Origin of the sequence: Streptomyces sp. NPDC000229, assembly GCF_040300825.1 — a bacterium.
GTDB lineage: Bacteria > Actinomycetota > Actinomycetes > Streptomycetales > Streptomycetaceae > Streptomyces.
The window spans coordinates 40,080-55,679 of record NZ_JBEPEL010000048.1 but is presented as its reverse complement, the minus strand read 5'-3'; the positions used below and the strand labels follow the sequence as shown (position 1 = coordinate 55,679).

16 protein-coding genes are annotated in these 15,600 nt (G+C 73.1%); 8 read left to right on the top strand and 8 right to left on the bottom strand.

The features are described 5' to 3' along the window. The coding region (locus ABT360_RS22495) for a DUF6461 domain-containing protein (protein WP_351819281.1) at positions 1–121 on the bottom strand (121 nt) is incomplete at its 3' end. 145 nt (positions 122–266) lie between these two features. On the opposite strand from ABT360_RS22495, the gene ABT360_RS22490 reads away from it, so the two are divergent. Beyond that, on the top strand, positions 267–1,469 hold the full coding sequence (locus ABT360_RS22490) for an amino acid deaminase/aldolase (RefSeq protein ID WP_351819269.1): 1,203 nt from the start codon (positions 267–269) through the stop codon (positions 1,467–1,469). Positions 1,470–1,476: 7 nt separating this feature from the next. On the opposite strand, the gene ABT360_RS22485 is transcribed toward ABT360_RS22490, so the two are convergent. The 4 genes from ABT360_RS22485 to ABT360_RS22470 form a co-directional block, all read right to left on the bottom strand. Continuing rightward, complete coding sequence (locus tag ABT360_RS22485) at positions 1,477–2,376, bottom strand: DUF2510 domain-containing protein (RefSeq protein WP_351819266.1); 900 nt, start codon at positions 2,374–2,376, stop codon at positions 1,477–1,479. A gap of 119 nt (positions 2,377–2,495) precedes the next feature. Continuing rightward, entirely contained in the window at positions 2,496–3,278 is a 783-nt protein-coding gene (locus ABT360_RS22480) for a 3-oxoacyl-ACP reductase (RefSeq protein ID WP_351819263.1), read from the bottom strand. A 6-nt stretch (positions 3,279–3,284) separates the two neighbouring features. After that, entirely contained in the window at positions 3,285–4,691 is a 1,407-nt protein-coding gene (locus ABT360_RS22475) for an aldehyde dehydrogenase family protein (protein WP_444852304.1), read from the bottom strand. Next, positions 4,658–6,022, bottom strand: coding sequence for a glutamine synthetase family protein (locus ABT360_RS22470; protein ID WP_351819253.1), 1,365 nt, complete (start codon positions 6,020–6,022; stop codon positions 4,658–4,660). The genes ABT360_RS22475 and ABT360_RS22470 overlap by 34 nt, the downstream gene beginning before the upstream one ends. A 78-nt stretch (positions 6,023–6,100) precedes the next feature. Between ABT360_RS22470 and ABT360_RS22465 the strand changes: the two genes are divergently transcribed. The 3 genes from ABT360_RS22465 to ABT360_RS22455 all read left to right on the top strand — a co-directional run bounded on the left by ABT360_RS22465 (position 6,101) and on the right by ABT360_RS22455 (position 9,096). After that, positions 6,101–6,847, top strand: coding sequence for a FadR/GntR family transcriptional regulator (locus ABT360_RS22465; protein WP_351819251.1), 747 nt, complete (start codon positions 6,101–6,103; stop codon positions 6,845–6,847). A 113-nt stretch (positions 6,848–6,960) separates the two neighbouring features. After that, positions 6,961–8,403: an ethanolamine permease gene (gene eat, locus ABT360_RS22460; protein ID WP_351819248.1), complete on the top strand. Its 1,443-nt coding sequence runs from the start codon at positions 6,961–6,963 to the stop codon at positions 8,401–8,403. 12 nt (positions 8,404–8,415) lie between these two features. Next, positions 8,416–9,096 (top strand): gamma-glutamyl-gamma-aminobutyrate hydrolase family protein, encoded by a 681-nt coding sequence (locus ABT360_RS22455; RefSeq protein WP_351819245.1) that lies wholly within the window; start codon positions 8,416–8,418, stop codon positions 9,094–9,096. Between the two features lie 12 nt (positions 9,097–9,108). On the opposite strand, the gene ABT360_RS22450 is transcribed toward ABT360_RS22455, so the two are convergent. Beyond that, a complete protein-coding gene (locus tag ABT360_RS22450; RefSeq protein WP_351819242.1) occupies positions 9,109–10,008 on the bottom strand; it encodes a LysR family transcriptional regulator in 900 nt (299 codons plus the stop codon). Positions 10,009–10,079: 71 nt separating this feature from the next. Here ABT360_RS22450 and ABT360_RS22445 point away from each other — a divergent pair, with 71 nt between their 5' ends. Next, a complete protein-coding gene (locus ABT360_RS22445; protein ID WP_351819239.1) occupies positions 10,080–11,201 on the top strand; it encodes a TDT family transporter in 1,122 nt (373 codons plus the stop codon). Here ABT360_RS22445 and ABT360_RS22440 read toward each other — a convergent pair. Together ABT360_RS22440 and ABT360_RS22435 are read right to left on the bottom strand one after the other, a co-directional pair. Continuing rightward, a complete protein-coding gene (locus ABT360_RS22440) occupies positions 11,119–11,844 on the bottom strand; it encodes a helical backbone metal receptor (RefSeq protein ID WP_351819237.1) in 726 nt (241 codons plus the stop codon). The two genes, ABT360_RS22445 and ABT360_RS22440, sit on opposite strands and share 83 nt — an antisense overlap. After that, complete coding sequence (locus ABT360_RS22435; RefSeq protein WP_351819234.1) at positions 11,844–12,386, bottom strand: helix-turn-helix domain-containing protein; 543 nt, start codon at positions 12,384–12,386, stop codon at positions 11,844–11,846. The genes ABT360_RS22440 and ABT360_RS22435 overlap by 1 nt, the downstream gene beginning before the upstream one ends. A 232-nt stretch (positions 12,387–12,618) precedes the next feature. Here ABT360_RS22435 and ABT360_RS22430 point away from each other — a divergent pair, with 232 nt between their 5' ends. From ABT360_RS22430 to ABT360_RS22420, 3 genes are all read left to right on the top strand, one after another. Beyond that, positions 12,619–13,524: a 5'-3' exonuclease gene (locus tag ABT360_RS22430; RefSeq protein WP_351819278.1), complete on the top strand. Its 906-nt coding sequence runs from the start codon at positions 12,619–12,621 to the stop codon at positions 13,522–13,524. 47 nt (positions 13,525–13,571) lie between these two features. After that, the gene (locus ABT360_RS22425; RefSeq protein ID WP_351819231.1) at positions 13,572–14,423 is read left to right on the top strand and encodes a siderophore-interacting protein; all 852 of its coding nucleotides are present in this window, start codon (positions 13,572–13,574) and stop codon (positions 14,421–14,423) included. A 175-nt stretch (positions 14,424–14,598) separates the two neighbouring features. Then, on the top strand, positions 14,599–15,543 hold the full coding sequence (locus ABT360_RS22420; RefSeq protein WP_351819228.1) for an ADP-ribosylglycohydrolase family protein: 945 nt from the start codon (positions 14,599–14,601) through the stop codon (positions 15,541–15,543). The last annotated feature ends 57 nt before the right edge of the window (positions 15,544–15,600 follow it).

The window sequence follows — 15,600 nt, the reverse complement described above, 5'->3', positions numbered from 1 at the left end:
TCAGGCCGAAGCCGATCTCACGCATCACGGGGACCAGGTCGTCCGGGGTGCTGCCGTACCTGTCGGTGGGCCATTCGAAGCCGGTCCGAAGCTCATCCGCCCCCCTCGGTGTCGTCCGGATCGCCTTGCGGGGCAGGCCCGTTCGTCAGCGCGTGGGTAACTCTACGGGCTGCGGCCGCGTGGACGGGAACGAGGCCGCAGGTCGGGGCGGATCTGACCGGAACATCCCCCTACCCCCAAGTAGGCGGGTCTGGCAGGCTCTGGCCATGACTCCCCGTGCCGCTGACCGAGCCCGGTACGACCGGGCCACCGCCCACCTCGACGCGCCCGTCGCCGTCGTCGATCTGGAGGCGTTCGACGCGAACGCCGACGATCTGGTCCGCCGGGCCGGCGGGAAGCCGATACGGGTGGCGAGCAAGTCCGTGCGCTGCCGGGCGCTGCTGGAGCGGGTGCTGGCCCGGGACGGGTTCGCCGGGATCATGTCGTTCACGCTGGACGAGTCGCTGTGGCTGGCGCGGGCCGGGTTCGACGACGTACTACTGGCGTATCCGTCGGCAGACCGGGCCGGTTTCTCGGAGCTGGCGGGGGACGCCAAGCTCGCCGGCGCGGTGACCGTGATGGTGGACGATCCGGCTCAGTTGGACCTGATCGACCAGGCGCGTGGCGGGGGTTCGGAGGAGGTCCGGGTCTGCCTGGAGCTGGACACCTCGCTGCACCTGCTGGGCGGTCGGGTACGGATCGGGGCGCGGCGTTCGCCGCTTCGTACACCGGCGCAGGTGGCGGAGCTGGCACGGTCGGTCGCACGCCGTCCGGGGTTCCGGCTCGTGGGGCTGATGGCGTACGAGGGCCATGTCGCGGGGGTCGGTGACGCGATCGCGGGGCGGCCCCTCCGCTCCCGTGCCGTGAGGTTGATGCAGGCCGCGGCCCGGAGGGAGCTGGCGGCGCGGCGGGCGGCCGTGGTGGCGGCGGTACGGGCGGTGGCGCCGGACCTGGAGTTCGTCAACGGGGGCGGGACGGGCAGCGTTCAGCACACCGCCGCCGAGGACGCGGTGACCGAGATCGCGGCCGGGTCGGGGCTGTACGTGCCGCGGTTGTTCGACAACTACACGTCGTTCGCGGGCCGTCCTGCGGCGCTGTTCGCGCAGCCCGTGGTGCGCCGGCCAGGCGTCGGTGTGGTGACCGTGCTGGGCGGCGGGTACCCCGCGTCGGGTGCGGCGGGGGCGGACCGGTTGCCGGTCCCGTACCTCCCGGAGGGGTTGCGCTACGACCCGCAGGAGGGCGCGGGCGAGGTGCAGACCCCACTGCTGGGCTCCCCCGCCGACGATCTGCTGATCGGCGACAAGGTGTGGTTCCGGCACGCGAAGGCGGGCGAGCTGTGCGAGCGGTTCGACGCGCTGCACCTGATCGAGGGCGACCGGGTCACGGCGACCGTACCGACGTACCGGGGCGAGGGCCGGACGTTCCTGTGACCGGCCCTCACGGCCCGATGGTGCTGCCGACGCCGCCTCCGGTCGAGCTGCCGATCGGACGGATGCCCCGGGTGATCTCGTCCATGGTGGTGAGCGGCAGGGCGCCCGGCCCGGCGGAGAAGGCGAACCGCACGATGACGGGCGACTCGCTGCCGAGCGAGGAGGGGAACACCAGGGACTGGACGTAGCCGCCGGGGCCCTGGTCGGTGGTGACCTGCCAGCGGACCAGGTAGCCGGTGCGTCCGGCGACCACGGCGGGGCGCTGGGCGAGCACCTTGTGGGAGCGGATGCCGCCGTGGGGCCGGGCGCCGAGGGTGTCCTCGCCGAACGCGCGTTCGGCGGCCTTGGCGATGTCCTCCTTGGCGATGGCCTCGGGGTCGGTGGTGCCGGTGGCCGTGGCGGTGCGGGAGGACACCGAGCCGCGCTTGCAGGAGCGGTTGCCGAGGGCGGGACACGGGTCGTCGGCGACCGTCGACACGGTCGGCACGTCGTCCGAGCCGAACTCCGGCTCCTCCCAGCCGTCGAGGATGGGCAGGGTGATGCCGTTGAGCTGGTCGACGACGACCGTGGGGTCCTCGGTGGGGGTGGCCGTCGTGAGCGTGGGCGCGGGCCCGGAACTCGTGGCCGGCGGCGGCGCGGGGCTGTTCCTGGCGTCCACGGGCGGCTGTTCGCCGGGACCGAGGACGACCGCCGCCACGGCGATCACCGCCACCACCGCAACGCCCGCGCCGGCGAACGCGACGAGGCGGCCGGTTCGCCGCGCCGGGCGCGTGGCGGCCATGACGGTGGTGGGGGCGCCGGTGCCGGCCGCTCGGGTGTGGCCGGTCCAGGCCGTGCCGTCCCACCAGTGTTCGACGGCGGGGTTGCCTGGATCGGGGTACCAGCCGGCCGGGGTCGTCATGCTCATGCGGTCACTTTAGGGGGCGTGCACGGAGTCTCTCCGATCCGGTACGACGCTCCTGGTGCATGCAGGACAGCCGGGCGTCCTGCGACGCCCGGCTGTCCTGGTGGCGGGAGAGAGGTGACCTACAGGGGGGTGACGTACGCGCCGGAGATACCGCCGTCGACCAGGAAGTCGGTGGCGTTGATGAAGGAGGAGTCGTCGCTCGCGAGGAACGCGACGGCGGCCGCGATCTCCTCGGCCTCGGCGAAGCGGCCGGCCGGGATGTGGACGAGGCGGCGGGCGGCGCGCTCGGGGTCCTTGGCGAACAGTTCCTGGAGGAGCGGGGTGTTCACCGGTCCGGGGCACAGGGCGTTGACGCGGATGCCCTCGCGGGCGAACTGCACGCCCAGCTCACGCGACATCGCGAGGACGCCGCCCTTGGAGGCGGTGTACGAGATCTGGCTGGTGGCCGCGCCCATGATGGCCACGAAGGAGGCCGTGTTGATGATGGAGCCCTTGCCCTGGCGCTGCATGTAGGGAATCGCGGCCTTGCAGCACAGGTAGACGGAGGTGAGGTTGACCTCCTGGACCCGCTTCCAGGCCTCCAGACCGGTGGTGAGGATGGAGTCGTCGTCGGGCGGCGAGATGCCCGCGTTGTTGAAGGCGATGTCGACGCTGCCGTAGGTGTCGTACGCGGTCTTGAACAGCGCCTCGACGTCTTCGGCGTCGGTGACGTCGACGCGTACGAAGGTGCCGCCGACTTCGTCGGCCGCCGCCTTGCCGGCCTTCTCGTCGATGTCGCCGCAGACGACGTTGGCGCCCTCGGAGGCGAGGCGGCGAGCGGTGGCCAGGCCGATGCCGCTGCCGGCGCCGGTGATGACGGCGGTCCGGCCGGTGAGGCGGCGGCACACAGTGTTCTCGGTCATGTCGGGTCAGGCCTCCGTGCTGATGAAGACGTTCTTGGTTTCGGTGAAGGCGGTGAGGGCGTCGGGGCCGAGCTCGCGGCCGAGGCCGGACTGCTTGTAGCCGCCGAAGGGGGTCCAGTAGCGGACGCTGGAGTGGGAGTTGACGGACAGGTTCCCGGCCCGGACCGCGCCGGAGACCCGCAGCGCGCGGCCGATGTCGCGGGTCCAGATCGAGCCGGACAGGCCGTACTCGGTGGCGTTGGCGAGCCGGACGGCGTCGTCCTCGTCCTCGAAGGGCAGGACGACGGCCACGGGTCCGAAGACCTCCTCGACGGCGGCGGGCGCGTCGGGCGCCAGGCCGGTGAGGACGGTGGGCGGGAACCAGAAGCCGGGGCCTTCGGGAGCCTTGCCGCGGATGGCGGCCGCGTCCTCGGGGACGTATCCCCGCACCCTCTCCAGCTGCGCGCGGGAGATGAGGGGGCCCATCTGGGTCCTCTCGTCCGACGGATCGCCGACGACGATCTCCTCGATGGCGGGCGTCAGCAGCTCCAGGAAGCGGTCGTACGCGCCGCGCTGGACGAGGATGCGGGTGCGGGCGCAGCAGTCCTGGCCGGAGTTGTCCAGGAAGGACAGGGGCGTGGCGGCGGCCGCGGCCTCGATGTCGGCGTCGGCGAACACGATGTTGGGGCTCTTGCCGCCGAGTTCGAGCGTCACGCGCTTCACCCGGTCGGCGCAGGTGGCCATGATGCTCTTGCCGACGCGGGTGGAGCCGGTGAAGACGATCTTGGCGACACCGGGGTGCTCGACGAGCGCGTTGCCCGCGACGGCACCCGCTCCGGGCAGCACCTGGAAGAGGTGCTCCGGGAGGCCCGCCTCCAGGGCGAGTTCGGCGAGGCGGAGGGCCGTGAGGGGCGTGGTCTCGGCGGGTTTGAGGACGACCGCGTTCCCGGCCGCGAGGGCGGGGGCGGTACCCCAGGCGGCGATGGGCATGGGGAAGTTCCAGGGGGCGATCACGCCGATGACGCCGAGGGGTTCGAGGATGGTGACGTCGAGGCCGCCGGGTACGGGGATCTGGCGGCCGTTCAGGCGTTCCACTCCCCCGGCCGCGTAGTCGAGCAGGTCGCGGACGTTGCCGGCTTCCCAGCGGGCGTTGCCGAGGGTGTGGCCGGCCTCGCGGACCTCGAGGCGGGCCAGTTCCTCGACGTGCTCGTCGACGACGGTGGCGAAGCGGCGCAGCAGTCGGGCCCGGTCGGCGGGGGCCGCCGTCGCCCACCCCCGTTGGGCGGCGGCGGCACGGGTGACGGCCGCGTCGACGTCGTCCGCGGTGGCGGCGGGGACGGTGGCGACGACCTCTTCGGTGGCGGGGTTGAGTACGAGGTGCTCGGTGCTCACATGGGTCCTTACAGGCGTTCGAAGGAGCGGCGCAGCTCCCAGTCGGTCACCGCGGCGTCGAAGGCTTCGAGCTCGACCCGCGCCATGTTGCGGTAGTGGGCGACGACCTCGTCCCCGAAGGCGGCCTTGGCGATGGGGCTGTTCTCCCACAGTTCGGCGGCCTCGCGCAGGGTGGTGGGGACGTGGGCGTAGTCGGCGGTGTACGCGTTGCCCTCGCACGGCTCGGGGAGCTCCAGCTCCTGCTCGATGCCGTGCAGACCGGCCGCGACCAGGCCGGCGACGGCGAGGTGCGGGTTGACGTCGCCGCCGGGGAGGCGGTTCTCGAAGCGCATCGAGCGGCCGTGGCCGACCACCCGGAGGGAGCAGGTGCGGTTGTCGTACCCCCACGCGACGGCGGTCGGCGCGAAGGAGCCGGGCTGGAAGCGCTTGTAGGAGTTGACGTTGGGCGCGTAGAGCAGGGAGAAGTCCCGCAGCGCGGCCAGCTGACCGGCGAGGAAGTGCCGCATGACCTGCGACATCCCGCCGGCTCCGTCACCCGCCATGACGTTGCGGCCGTCGGCGTCCTGCAGCGACAGGTGGATGTGGCAGGAGTTGCCCTCGCGCTCGTTGTACTTCGCCATGAAGGTGAGCGAGACGCCCTCTTGTGAGGCGATCTCCTTGGCACCGGTCTTGTAGATGGCGTGCTGGTCACAGGTGACCAGGGCCTCGTCGTACTTGAAGGCGATCTCGTGCTGGCCGGGGTTGCACTCGCCCTTGGCGGACTCGACAGTCAGTCCGGCGGCGGCCATCTCGTTGCGGATGCGGCGCAGCAGGGGCTCGATGCGGCCGGTGCCGAGGACGGAGTAGTCGATGTTGTACTGGTTCGCCGGGGTGAGGTCGCGGTAGCCGGCGTCCCAGGCCTGTTCGTAGGTGTCCTTGAAGACGATGAATTCGAGTTCGGTGCCGACGTGGGCGGTGAAGCCGTGTTCGGCGAGCCGTTCCAGCTGGCGGCGCAGGATTTGACGGGGGGCTGCGACGACGGGTGAGCCGTCGTTCCAGGTGAGGTCGGCGACGAGCATCGCCGTGCCCTCGTTCCAGGGGACGCGGCGCAGGGTCGACAGGTCGGGGCGCATCGCGAAGTCGCCGTAGCCCTTGGCCCAGGAGGACATGTCGTAGCCGTCGACGGTGTTGAGCTCCACGTCCACGGCGAGGAGGTAGTTGCAGCCCTCGGTGCCGTGCTCCAGCACGTCGGACAGGAAGAACGGTGCGGCGAACCGCTTGCCCTGGAGCCGCCCTTGCATATCGGGGAAGGCCAGGACCACTGTGTCGATCTCACCGCTCGCGACGAGGGCACGCAGTTCCTCGACGTCGAGCGGGGGTTTGCGGTCTGCCACGGGATTGCTCCTCCTTCGGTCAGCCGGAAGCCATAAGGTATTGCGGAAGACCATTGCTTGGGAAGGGGAAACCGCGAGGTGGCGAAGAAGAGCCCGGGTCGAGAGCCCGAGGACCGGTTGGCGCCCGTGCTGCGGCCGGTGCGGGCGGGCAACGGCTTCGAGGAGGCGCTGGAGCAGATCCTCCAGGTCGTACGGCTGGGCCTGGTGCCCGGCGGCGAGCGGCTGCCCGCGGAGCGGGAGCTGGCGGACCGGATGGGCATCAGCCGGGTCACGCTGCGCGAGGTGCTCAAGGTGCTCCAGGAGCAGGGCCTGGTGGAGAGCCGGCGCGGCCGCTACGGCGGAACGTTCGTGCTGCACCGGGACCGGGCGCCCGGGGACTCGGGCGAGGAGGAGCTGCGGCGCCGGATCGCGTCGGTCGACGTCGAGGACACGCTCCGCTTCCGTGAGGTGCTGGAGGTGGGCGCGGCGGGGCTGTGCGCGGCGCACGGGCTGTCGGAGGAGAGCGCCGAGCGGCTGCGTACGGCGCTGCGGGCGACGCACGACGCGCCGCTGGACGACTACCGGCGCCAGGACACGCTGCTGCACCTGACGCTGGCGGAGCTGTCCGGCTCACCGACGCTGACGGCGCAGTACGCGGCCGTGCGGGCGTCCGTGAACGACCTGCTGGACTGCATCCCGCTGCTCGTACGCAACCTGGAGCACTCGCAGCACCAGCACACCGCGCTGGTGGAGGCGGTGCTGGAGGGCGACGCGGACGCGGCGCGCGAGGTGATGCGGGAGCACTGCGCGGGGACGGCGGCCCTGTTGCGCGGCTTCCTCACGTGACTGCCGGGCGTAACCCGAAAGTAACGCACGGGTCTTGCGTTCACGCCCGGTCACCGCAAAGGTATGGGACCACTCCATTGGGCCCCGACAACTGACGCGGGAGCGCTGCTGCCATGACGCTGGAAGAAACCAAGGACACACCGGTCGCCGCGGACGACTATCTGAAACGCCGGGCCCTGCGGCAGGGCAGCGCCGGCTGGCTGCTGCTCACCGGGCTCGGTGTCGGGTACGTCGTCTCCGGCGACTTCTCCGGCTGGAACATCGGCCTCGCCGAGGGCGGCTTCGGCGGGCTCGCGATCGCGACCCTCCTGATGGGCGTGATGTACGCCTGTCTCGTCTACGCCCTCGCCGAACTGTCCGCCATCCTGCCCGCCGCGGGCGGCGGTTACGGCTTCGCGCGCCGGGCGCTCGGCACCTGGGGCGGGTTCCTCACCGGCACGGCCATCCTCATCGAGTACATCCTCGCCCCGGCCGCCATCTCCATCTTCATCGGCGACTACGTCGAATCCCTCGGCCTGTTCGGCCTGGAGTCCGGCTGGCCGGTCTACCTCGCCTGCTTCGTCGTCTTCATCGGCATCCACCTGTGGGGCGTCGGCGAGGCGCTGCGCTTCAGCCTGATCGTGACCGCCATCGCGGTGGCGGCGCTGCTCATCTTCGCGGCCGGCGCGTTCACCGAGTTCCGGGCGGACGGGCTCAATGACATCCCGGCCGATCCGACGGCGTTCGGGTCGAACTCCTGGCTGCCGTACGGGCTGCTCGGCATCTGGGCGGCGTTCCCGTTCGGCATGTGGTTCTTCCTTGGCGTGGAGGGCGTGCCGCTCGCCGCCGAGGAGGCGAAGGACCCGGTGCGGTCCATGCCGCGGGCGCTGTCGCTGTCGCTGCTGATCCTGGTGCTGCTCGCCGTGCTGACGTTCTTCGCCTCGACGGGCGTACGCGGGTCGGCCGCGATCCAGGACGCCGGCAATCCGCTGGTGGTCGCCCTCCAGGGGGACGGCGACCCGACCGCGCTGAGCCGGTTCGTCAACTACGCGGGCCTGGCGGGCCTCGTGGCGTCGTTCTTCTCGCTCATCTACGCCGGTTCGCGGCAGTTGTTCGCCCTGTCCCGGGCCGGGTACCTGCCCCGCTTCCTGTCGTTGACCAGCCGCCGCAAGTCCCCCTACCTGGGGTTGCTGATCCCCGGCGCGATCGGGTTCGCGCTGGCGGCGGGCACCGGGAACGGGGCGCGGATGCTGAACATCGCGGTGTTCGGCGCCACGATCAGTTACGCCCTGATGGCGCTGTCCCACATCGTGCTGCGGCGGCGCGAGCCCGACCTGCCCCGCCCGTACCGCACGCCCGGCGGAATCGTGACGTCCTCGGTCGCCTTCGTGTTGGCGCTTTCCGCGCTGGTGGCGACGTTCCTGGTGGACAAGGACGCGGCCTTCATCGCGCTGGGCGTCTATGGGGTCGCCCTGGCGTACTTCGCCTTCTACAGTCGGCACCGACTCGTCGCGAACGCGCCCGAGGAGGAGTTCGCGGCGCTGGCCGCGGCCGAGGCCGAGCTCGAACGCACCTGAGAGGAACCCGCTGTGCCTGCCAAGCCGCTGATCGGCCTCACCACCTACCTGGACCCGGCGAAGTGGGGCGTGTGGGAGATGCGGGCGGCGCTGCTGCCCGAGACGTACCCCCGTCTGGTCCAGGCGGCGGGCGGCATCGCCGCGATGCTCCCGCCGGACGAGCCGGCGGTCGCCGCGGAGGCGGTCGCCCGCCTCGACGGCCTCGTCGTCGCGGGCGGCGCGGACGTCGACCCCGCGCGGTACGGGGCCGACCGCGACCCCCGTACGGGGCCTGCGGCGGCGGAGCGGGACGCCTGGGAGCTGGCCCTGATCCAGGCGGCGCTGGCGGCCGGCACACCGGTGCTCGGCGTCTGCCGCGGTATGCAGCTGCTGAACGTGGCCCTCGGCGGCACGCTGGTCCAGCACCTGGACGGGCACACCGGCGGCGTCGGCGTGTTCGGCACCCACACCGTGAAGCCGGTGCCGGGCACCCGGTACGCGTCACTGATCGGCGAGGCGACGGCGGTCCCGACCTACCATCACCAGGCCGTGGACCGGCTCGGCGACGGCCTGACGCCTGCCGCCCACGCGGAGGACGGCACCGTCGAGGCGGTCGAGCTGCCGGGTGAGCGGTGGGCGCTGGGCGTGCAGTGGCACCCAGAGATGGGCAACGACCTGCGGGTGGTGGAGGGGCTGGTGCGGGCGGCGTCCTGACGGGCGGAGCGCTCAGCCCCGTGCCAGGGACAGCAGGTCGCGGGCCGGGCCGGTCGGGAGCGGGCCCGTGGGCCAGACGGCGCGGAGGGCGCGGTGGAGGTGGACGCCCTCCACGGGGACCTCGACGAGGCGGCGCGACGACAGTTCCTCGGTGACCGCCAGCTCGCTGAGCACCGCCGGTCCCGCTCCGCTGACCGCCGCCGCCTTGACGGCCGTCGTGGACGCCAGCTCCATGAGCGGATCGGCGAGCCCCCCGTGCTCCGCGAGCGCCGCGTCCAGCACCTGGCGGGTGCCCGAGCCGTACTCGCGCAGCACCAGCGGGGTGGCCGCCAGTTCCGCGGGCGCCAGCGGGGCGCGGCGGCGGGCCCACCGGTGGGACGGCGCCGTGACCAGCACGAGCCGGTCGTGGGCGACGACCACCGCGTCCAGCCCTTCCGGGACGGCGAGGCCCTCGACGTACCCCAGGTCCGCCTCCCCGGCCAGCAGGCTGGCCGCGACGACGGTCGAGTTGCCGGCCTGGAGCGAGACGGCCGTGTCGGGGCGCTCGGCGCGCAGGGCGATGAGCCAGCCGGGCAGGAGGTACTCGGCGATGGTCATCGAGGCCGCCACCCGCAGCCGCGAGTCGCGCCGGTCGCGCAGCGCCTGGGCGCCCGCGTCGAACGCCTCCGCCGCCTCGACGACGCGCCGCGCCCAGTCGGTGACCAGCGCGCCCGCGTCGGTGAGCCGGGAGCCGCGCGGGGAGCGGTCCACCAGGGCGACCCCCAGTTGCCGTTCCATGGAGCGGATGCGGCTGCTGGCGGCCGGCTGGGTGATGCCGACCTCGCGCGCGGCCCGGCCGAGGCTGCCGTGCCGGGCGACGGCGAGCAGCAGTTCCAGGGCCCCGAGGTCCGGCACGCGATGCGAGATGCTCATAAATTCAGTTTATGGGGTCATAGGGACATGATCTCTGGTGGGGCGCATCGGCGCAGGTCAGGGTTGGTCCCATGGCAACCCTCGCACCACCCCGTCTCCCACTCCCCCGCGTTACTCGCGCCGCGGCCGTCCGGCACCTCGGACCCAACTGGTACGCGACGGTGATGGGCACCGCGATCGTTGCCAACGCGGGCGCCACGCTGCCACTGCGGGTCCCGGGCCTGCGTACCGCCTGCGCCGCAGTCTGGGCACTGTCGCTGCTGATGCTGCTCACCCTGCTCGCGGCGCGCACACTGCACTGGACGCACCACAGGGACCAGGCCCGGGCCCATCTTCTGGATCCGGCCATTGCCCCGTTCTACGGGTGCCTCGCCATGGCGCTGGTCTCCGTCGGCGGTGGCGCCGTCATCGTCGGCCAGGACTGGATCGGCCCGGGCGCGGCGGTCGGTCTCGGCACGGCGCTGTTCGTGGCCGGGACGGCGATCGGCCTGACGGTCGCGGTGACGATTCCGTACCTGATGGCGGTGCACCACAAGGCCGGCTCGGCGTCCCCGGTGTGGCTGCTGCCCGTCGTGGCGCCCATGGTGTCCGCGGCGCTCGGCCCGCTCTTCGTACCGCATCTGCCGCCCGGCCAGTGGCAGCGGACGCTGCTGATCGGCTGCTACGGGATGTTCGGGCTGAGCCTGCTGGCGACCCTGGTGGTGCTGCCGCTGGTCTTCGGCCGGCTGATGACCGGCGGGCCGCTGCCGCTCGCCCAGACGCCGACGCTGTTCCTGGTGCTCGGGCCGCTGGGCCAGTCCACCACGGCCGCCGGCAAGTTCGCCGACGCGGCCCCGCCCGGCATGCCGTACGCCACCGGGTTCGCCGTCGTGTACGGCGTGCCCGTGATGGGCTTCGCGCTGATGTGGCTGGCGCTGGCCGGGGCGATGGTGCTGCGGGCGCGGCGCCGCGGCATGGGGTTCGGGATGACCTGGTGGGCGTTCACGTTCCCGGTGGGGACGTGTGTGACGGGCGCGGAAGGGCTGGCGCAGCACACCGGGCTCGCCGCGCTGCGGTGGCTGGCGGTGGGCCTGTACGTGCTCCTGGTGGCGGCGTGGCTGACCGCGGCCGTCAGGACGGCCCGCGGACTGGTCGGCGGAGCGCTGCTCGCAGCGCCTCCGGTGCCTGCCCCAGTGACGGCCCGTACCAGGTGAGGTGCCGCCCGTCGACGAGGGCGGCGGGCAGGGCGCCGAACGCCTCGGGCCCGTCGTCGGCGGTGAAGCGGTACGGCTCGTCCGGCAGGACGACGAGGTCCGCGCCCGAGGCACGCAGCTCGTCGAGCGGGATGCGCGGGTAGCGCTCGGCGTGGTCCGCGTACACGTTGGTGACGCCGAGGCGGGCCAGCAGGTCGCCCGCGAAGGTGTCGCGGCCCAGCACCATCCAGGGGCGGCGCCAGATGGGCACCACCGCCTTGCGGTACGCATCCGGCGCGACCGCCGCCCAGGCCGCCTCCGCCTCGTCCAGCCAGCGCGGCCGGGTGCGCACCGCGCAGGCCCGCAGCACCCGGTCCAGTTCGGTGAACGCCTGGTCCAGGCCGCGGATCTCGGTGACCAGGACGTCCAGTCCGGCGGCGCGCAGGGCGGCGAGGTCGGGGGGCCGGTTCTCCTCCTCGTTGGCGATGACCAGGTCGGGGCGGAGCGCGACGATCGCGGCGACGTCCGGGTTCTTGGTACCGCCGATACGGGTGACGTCGAGCCCGGCGGGGTGGGTGCACCAGTTCGTGGCACCGGCCAGTACGCCGGGGGCCGTGACCGCGACCGCCTCGGTGAGGGAGGGGACCAGCGACACCACCCGCATCAGGTCGCCGTCTCGATGTGCTCGGCGACCGAGACGACGAGGATGCGGGTGCGGGGGTCGCCGGCCCGCCAGCGGTGGCGGACCCCGCCGGAGAGGTAGAGCGTGTCGCCGCGTTCCAGCCGGTACGCCTGGCCCTCGGCCTCCACCTGGGCGGTGCCGTCGGCGACGTACAGCATGGCGTCGTTGCGCAGCACCAGCTCGCGTCCGGCGTCGTGCTCGCCGGTGAACTCCTCGGCGTGCATCTGGTGCTCGCCGCGCACCAGGGCCCGGGCGCCGGGCCGGCCGGGATCGTCGGCGGCGCGTACGAGATCGACGGTGCGCGCCGGGTCGGCGGCGTCCAGCAGCGCCACGGTCGTGGTCTCCAGGGCGTCGGCGATCTGCTGGAGCGACCGCTCGCTGGGCCGGGCACGCTCGTTCTCGATCTGGCTCAGGAAGGGCACGGACAGCCCGCTGCGCTCGGCGACCGCGGCGAGGGTGAGCGCCATGGCTCTTCGCCTCCTGCGGACGGCCACGCCCACCCGGAGCGTTTCCTTCTCGTCCATCTCTCGGCTCCCTCCCTCTGCGACCACCTTACGCAGCGGCGGTACCGCCTAGTAGCGCAACGGGAGGGAAAGGCGTGAAGGGGCGGGCCCCGCACGTCGAGGTCCCGCCCTCTTCCGCTGTCCGCCGCAGGCCCTGCACGGGAGCCGTCCCGTCGACGACACCCGGGTCCATGCCGTGCCCGGCCGGCTGTCAGTGCGGTGCGGCATGATCGGGGATGTGACGCGACGCCTGATGCTCCTCGACACCGCTTCCCTCTACTTCCGCGCCTATTTCGGGGTCCCGGACTCCGTGAAGGCCCCGGACGGCACGCCGGTCAACGCCGTGCGCGGGCTGCTGGACTTCATTGCCCGGCTGGTCCAGGACCGGCGCCCGGACGACCTGGTGGCCTGCATGGACGCGGACTGGCGGCCGGCGTGGCGGGTGGAGCTGATCCCGTCCTACAAGGCGCACCGGGTCGCGGAGGAGACGGAGGTCGGCCCGGACGAGGAGGAGATCCCGGACACGCTGTCGCCCCAGGTCCCGGTGATCGAGGCGGTGCTGGACGCGCTGGGGATCGCCCGGGTGGGCGTCGCCGGGTACGAGGCGGACGACGTCATCGGAACCCTGGCCGGACGGGCGACGGGCCCGGTGGACATCGTGACCGGTGACCGGGACCTGTACCAGCTGGTGGACGACGCCCGGGGCGTAAGGGTGCTGTATCCGCTCAAGGGCGTCGGCACGCTCCAGGTGACGGACGAGGCGTGGCTGCGCGCCAAGTACGGCGTGGACGGGCCGGGGTACGCGGACCTGGCGCTGCTGCGCGGTGACCCGAGCGACGGACTGCCGGGTGTGCCGGGCATCGGCGAGAAGACGGCGGCCAAGCTGCTGGACGCGTACGGAGACCTGGCCGGGATCATGGCGGCGGTGGACGATCCGGCGTCGAAGCTGACGCCCGCGCAGCGCAAGCGTCTGGACGAGGCCCGGGAGTACGTGGCGGTCGCGCCGAAGGTGGTACGGGTCGCCGGTGACGTACCGCTGCCGGAGTTCGAGCCCGCGCTGCCGGTCGAGCCGCGCGACCCGGCCGGGCTGGAGAGCCTCGCCGCGCGGTGGGGACTGGGCGGGTCACTCGACCGGCTCCTCACCACTCTCAAGGCCTGAGGTGTTAACTTAGGCAAGCCTAAGCAACCAACACCCGGGAGACCACCGTGGCGGAACAACCGGCCCGCAAGGCACCCACCGCATGGGAAGCACGTGTCGTGCACACCGAGCGACTCACGCCGCACATGGTGCGCATCGTCCTCGGCGGCGAGGGGCTGGCCGGGCTGGCCGCGGACGAGTTCACGGACCACTACATCAAGCTGATCTTCCCGGCGCCGGGGGTGACGTATCCCGAGCCGTTCGACATGACCCGGATCCGGGAGGAGTTCCCCCGCGAGCAGTGGCCCACGACGCGTACGTACACGGTACGGACCTGGGACGCCGTCCAGCGGGAGCTGACCGTCGACTTCGTCGTCCACGGCGACGAGGGGCTGGCCGGCCCGTGGGCGGCGCGGGCCCGGGTGGGCGAGACGGTGCGCTTCCTGGGACCGGGCGGCGGATACGCGCCGGACCCGGCGGCGGACTGGCACCTGCTGGTGGGCGACGAGAGCGCGCTGCCGGCGATCGCCGCGTCGCTGGAGCGGCTGCCGGAGGGCGCCGTGGGCCACGCTTTCCTCGAGGTCGAGTCCGCCGGTGACGAGCAGAAGATCGCGGCCCCGTCCGGCGTGGAGCTCCGCTGGCTCCACCGCGGCGGCCGCCCGGTCGGCGAGGCGCTCCTGGCCGCGGTCCAGGGCCTGGACTTCCCGGCCGGCGACGTCCACGCCTTCGTCCACGGCGAGGCGGGCTTCGTCAAGGACCTGCGCCGCCACCTCCGCCTGGAACGCGGGGTCCCCCGCGAACGCCTTTCCATCTCGGGTTACTGGCGCCTGGGAAAGACCGACGAGGCCTGGCGCGCGATCAAGCGGGACTGGAACGAGCAGGTGGAGAAGGAGCAGGAGAACCCGCCGACCGCCGCCTGACGCCCCCGCGCCCGGGGCCCGGGTCCGGCGGACGCCCCGGGCACGGGAACCGGCTCCGGAGTCCGCCCCGGGGACGGGCCGGTCCGCAGTCCCCGGGGACGGGCCGGTCCGCAGTCCGCCCCGGGGACGGGCCCGCACTTCGTCAGCGCCGGCCTTCCCGCCCTACGCTCACCCCATGTCACCCGCACACCACTCCGACCGCGTCGCCGGCACCGTTCTGGGCTCCGCCGTCGGCGACGCCCTCGGCGCGCCCTTCGAGTTCGGCCCGCCAGGTGTCTACTCCGCCCGCTTCCCGGACGGCGTCGGCGAGATGTGCGGGGGCGGTGGCTGGGACCCGGGCGAGGCGACGGACGACACGCAAATGGCCGTCCTCGTCGGGGAGTCGCTACGGGAACGCGGCGGGCTCGACCTCCCGGACGTCTTCGACCGGTTCCGGCGGTGGGCGGCCGGCGAGCCGAAGGACATCGGCCTGCAGACCGAGGACGTGCTGACGAACGGTCAGCCCTGGGACGTCGCGGCCGCGCTCCACTTCCAGGTCAACGGGCGGGCTGCGGGCAACGGTTCGCTGATGCGGGCCGCCACGTCGGCCGTGTACTTCGCGGGTGCCGGGCGCACCGGAACCATGGAGGCGGCACGGCGGCTTTCGGCACTCACGCACGGCGACCGGGCGGCGTGGGAGGGCACGGCCGTCCTGCACGACCTGGTCCGGGTCGCCCTGGCCGGCGCCGACCCGCTGGCGGCCGTGCCGGAGGCCCTGTCCGACGTCCACGCGGATCACCGGGCACGGTGGGCGACCGTGCTGGCCCCGGACTGGCACCCGGACGAAGCCACCGAGTTCAATGGAGCGGTGTGGCCGTGCCTGGGCTCGGCGCTCTGGGCGCTGCGCACGACCGGCTCCTTCGAGGACGCCCTGGCCGCGGCCATCGACCTGGGCGGTGACACCGACACCGTCGCGGCCGTCACGGGGATGCTGGCCGGGGCGGTGTACGGGGCGAAGACCATCCCGGCCCGCTGGACGGACCCGCTGCACGTGCCCCTGCCGGGCCATGGCGACCGGGTGCTGCGCGCACCGGATCTCGCCGCACTGGCAGAGGCCCTCGCGGGCGGCCCCGCGCAGTGACGCGGCCACAGTGACGTCAGGCCCGGCAGGAGACAACCCCCTGCCGGCCCTGACGTA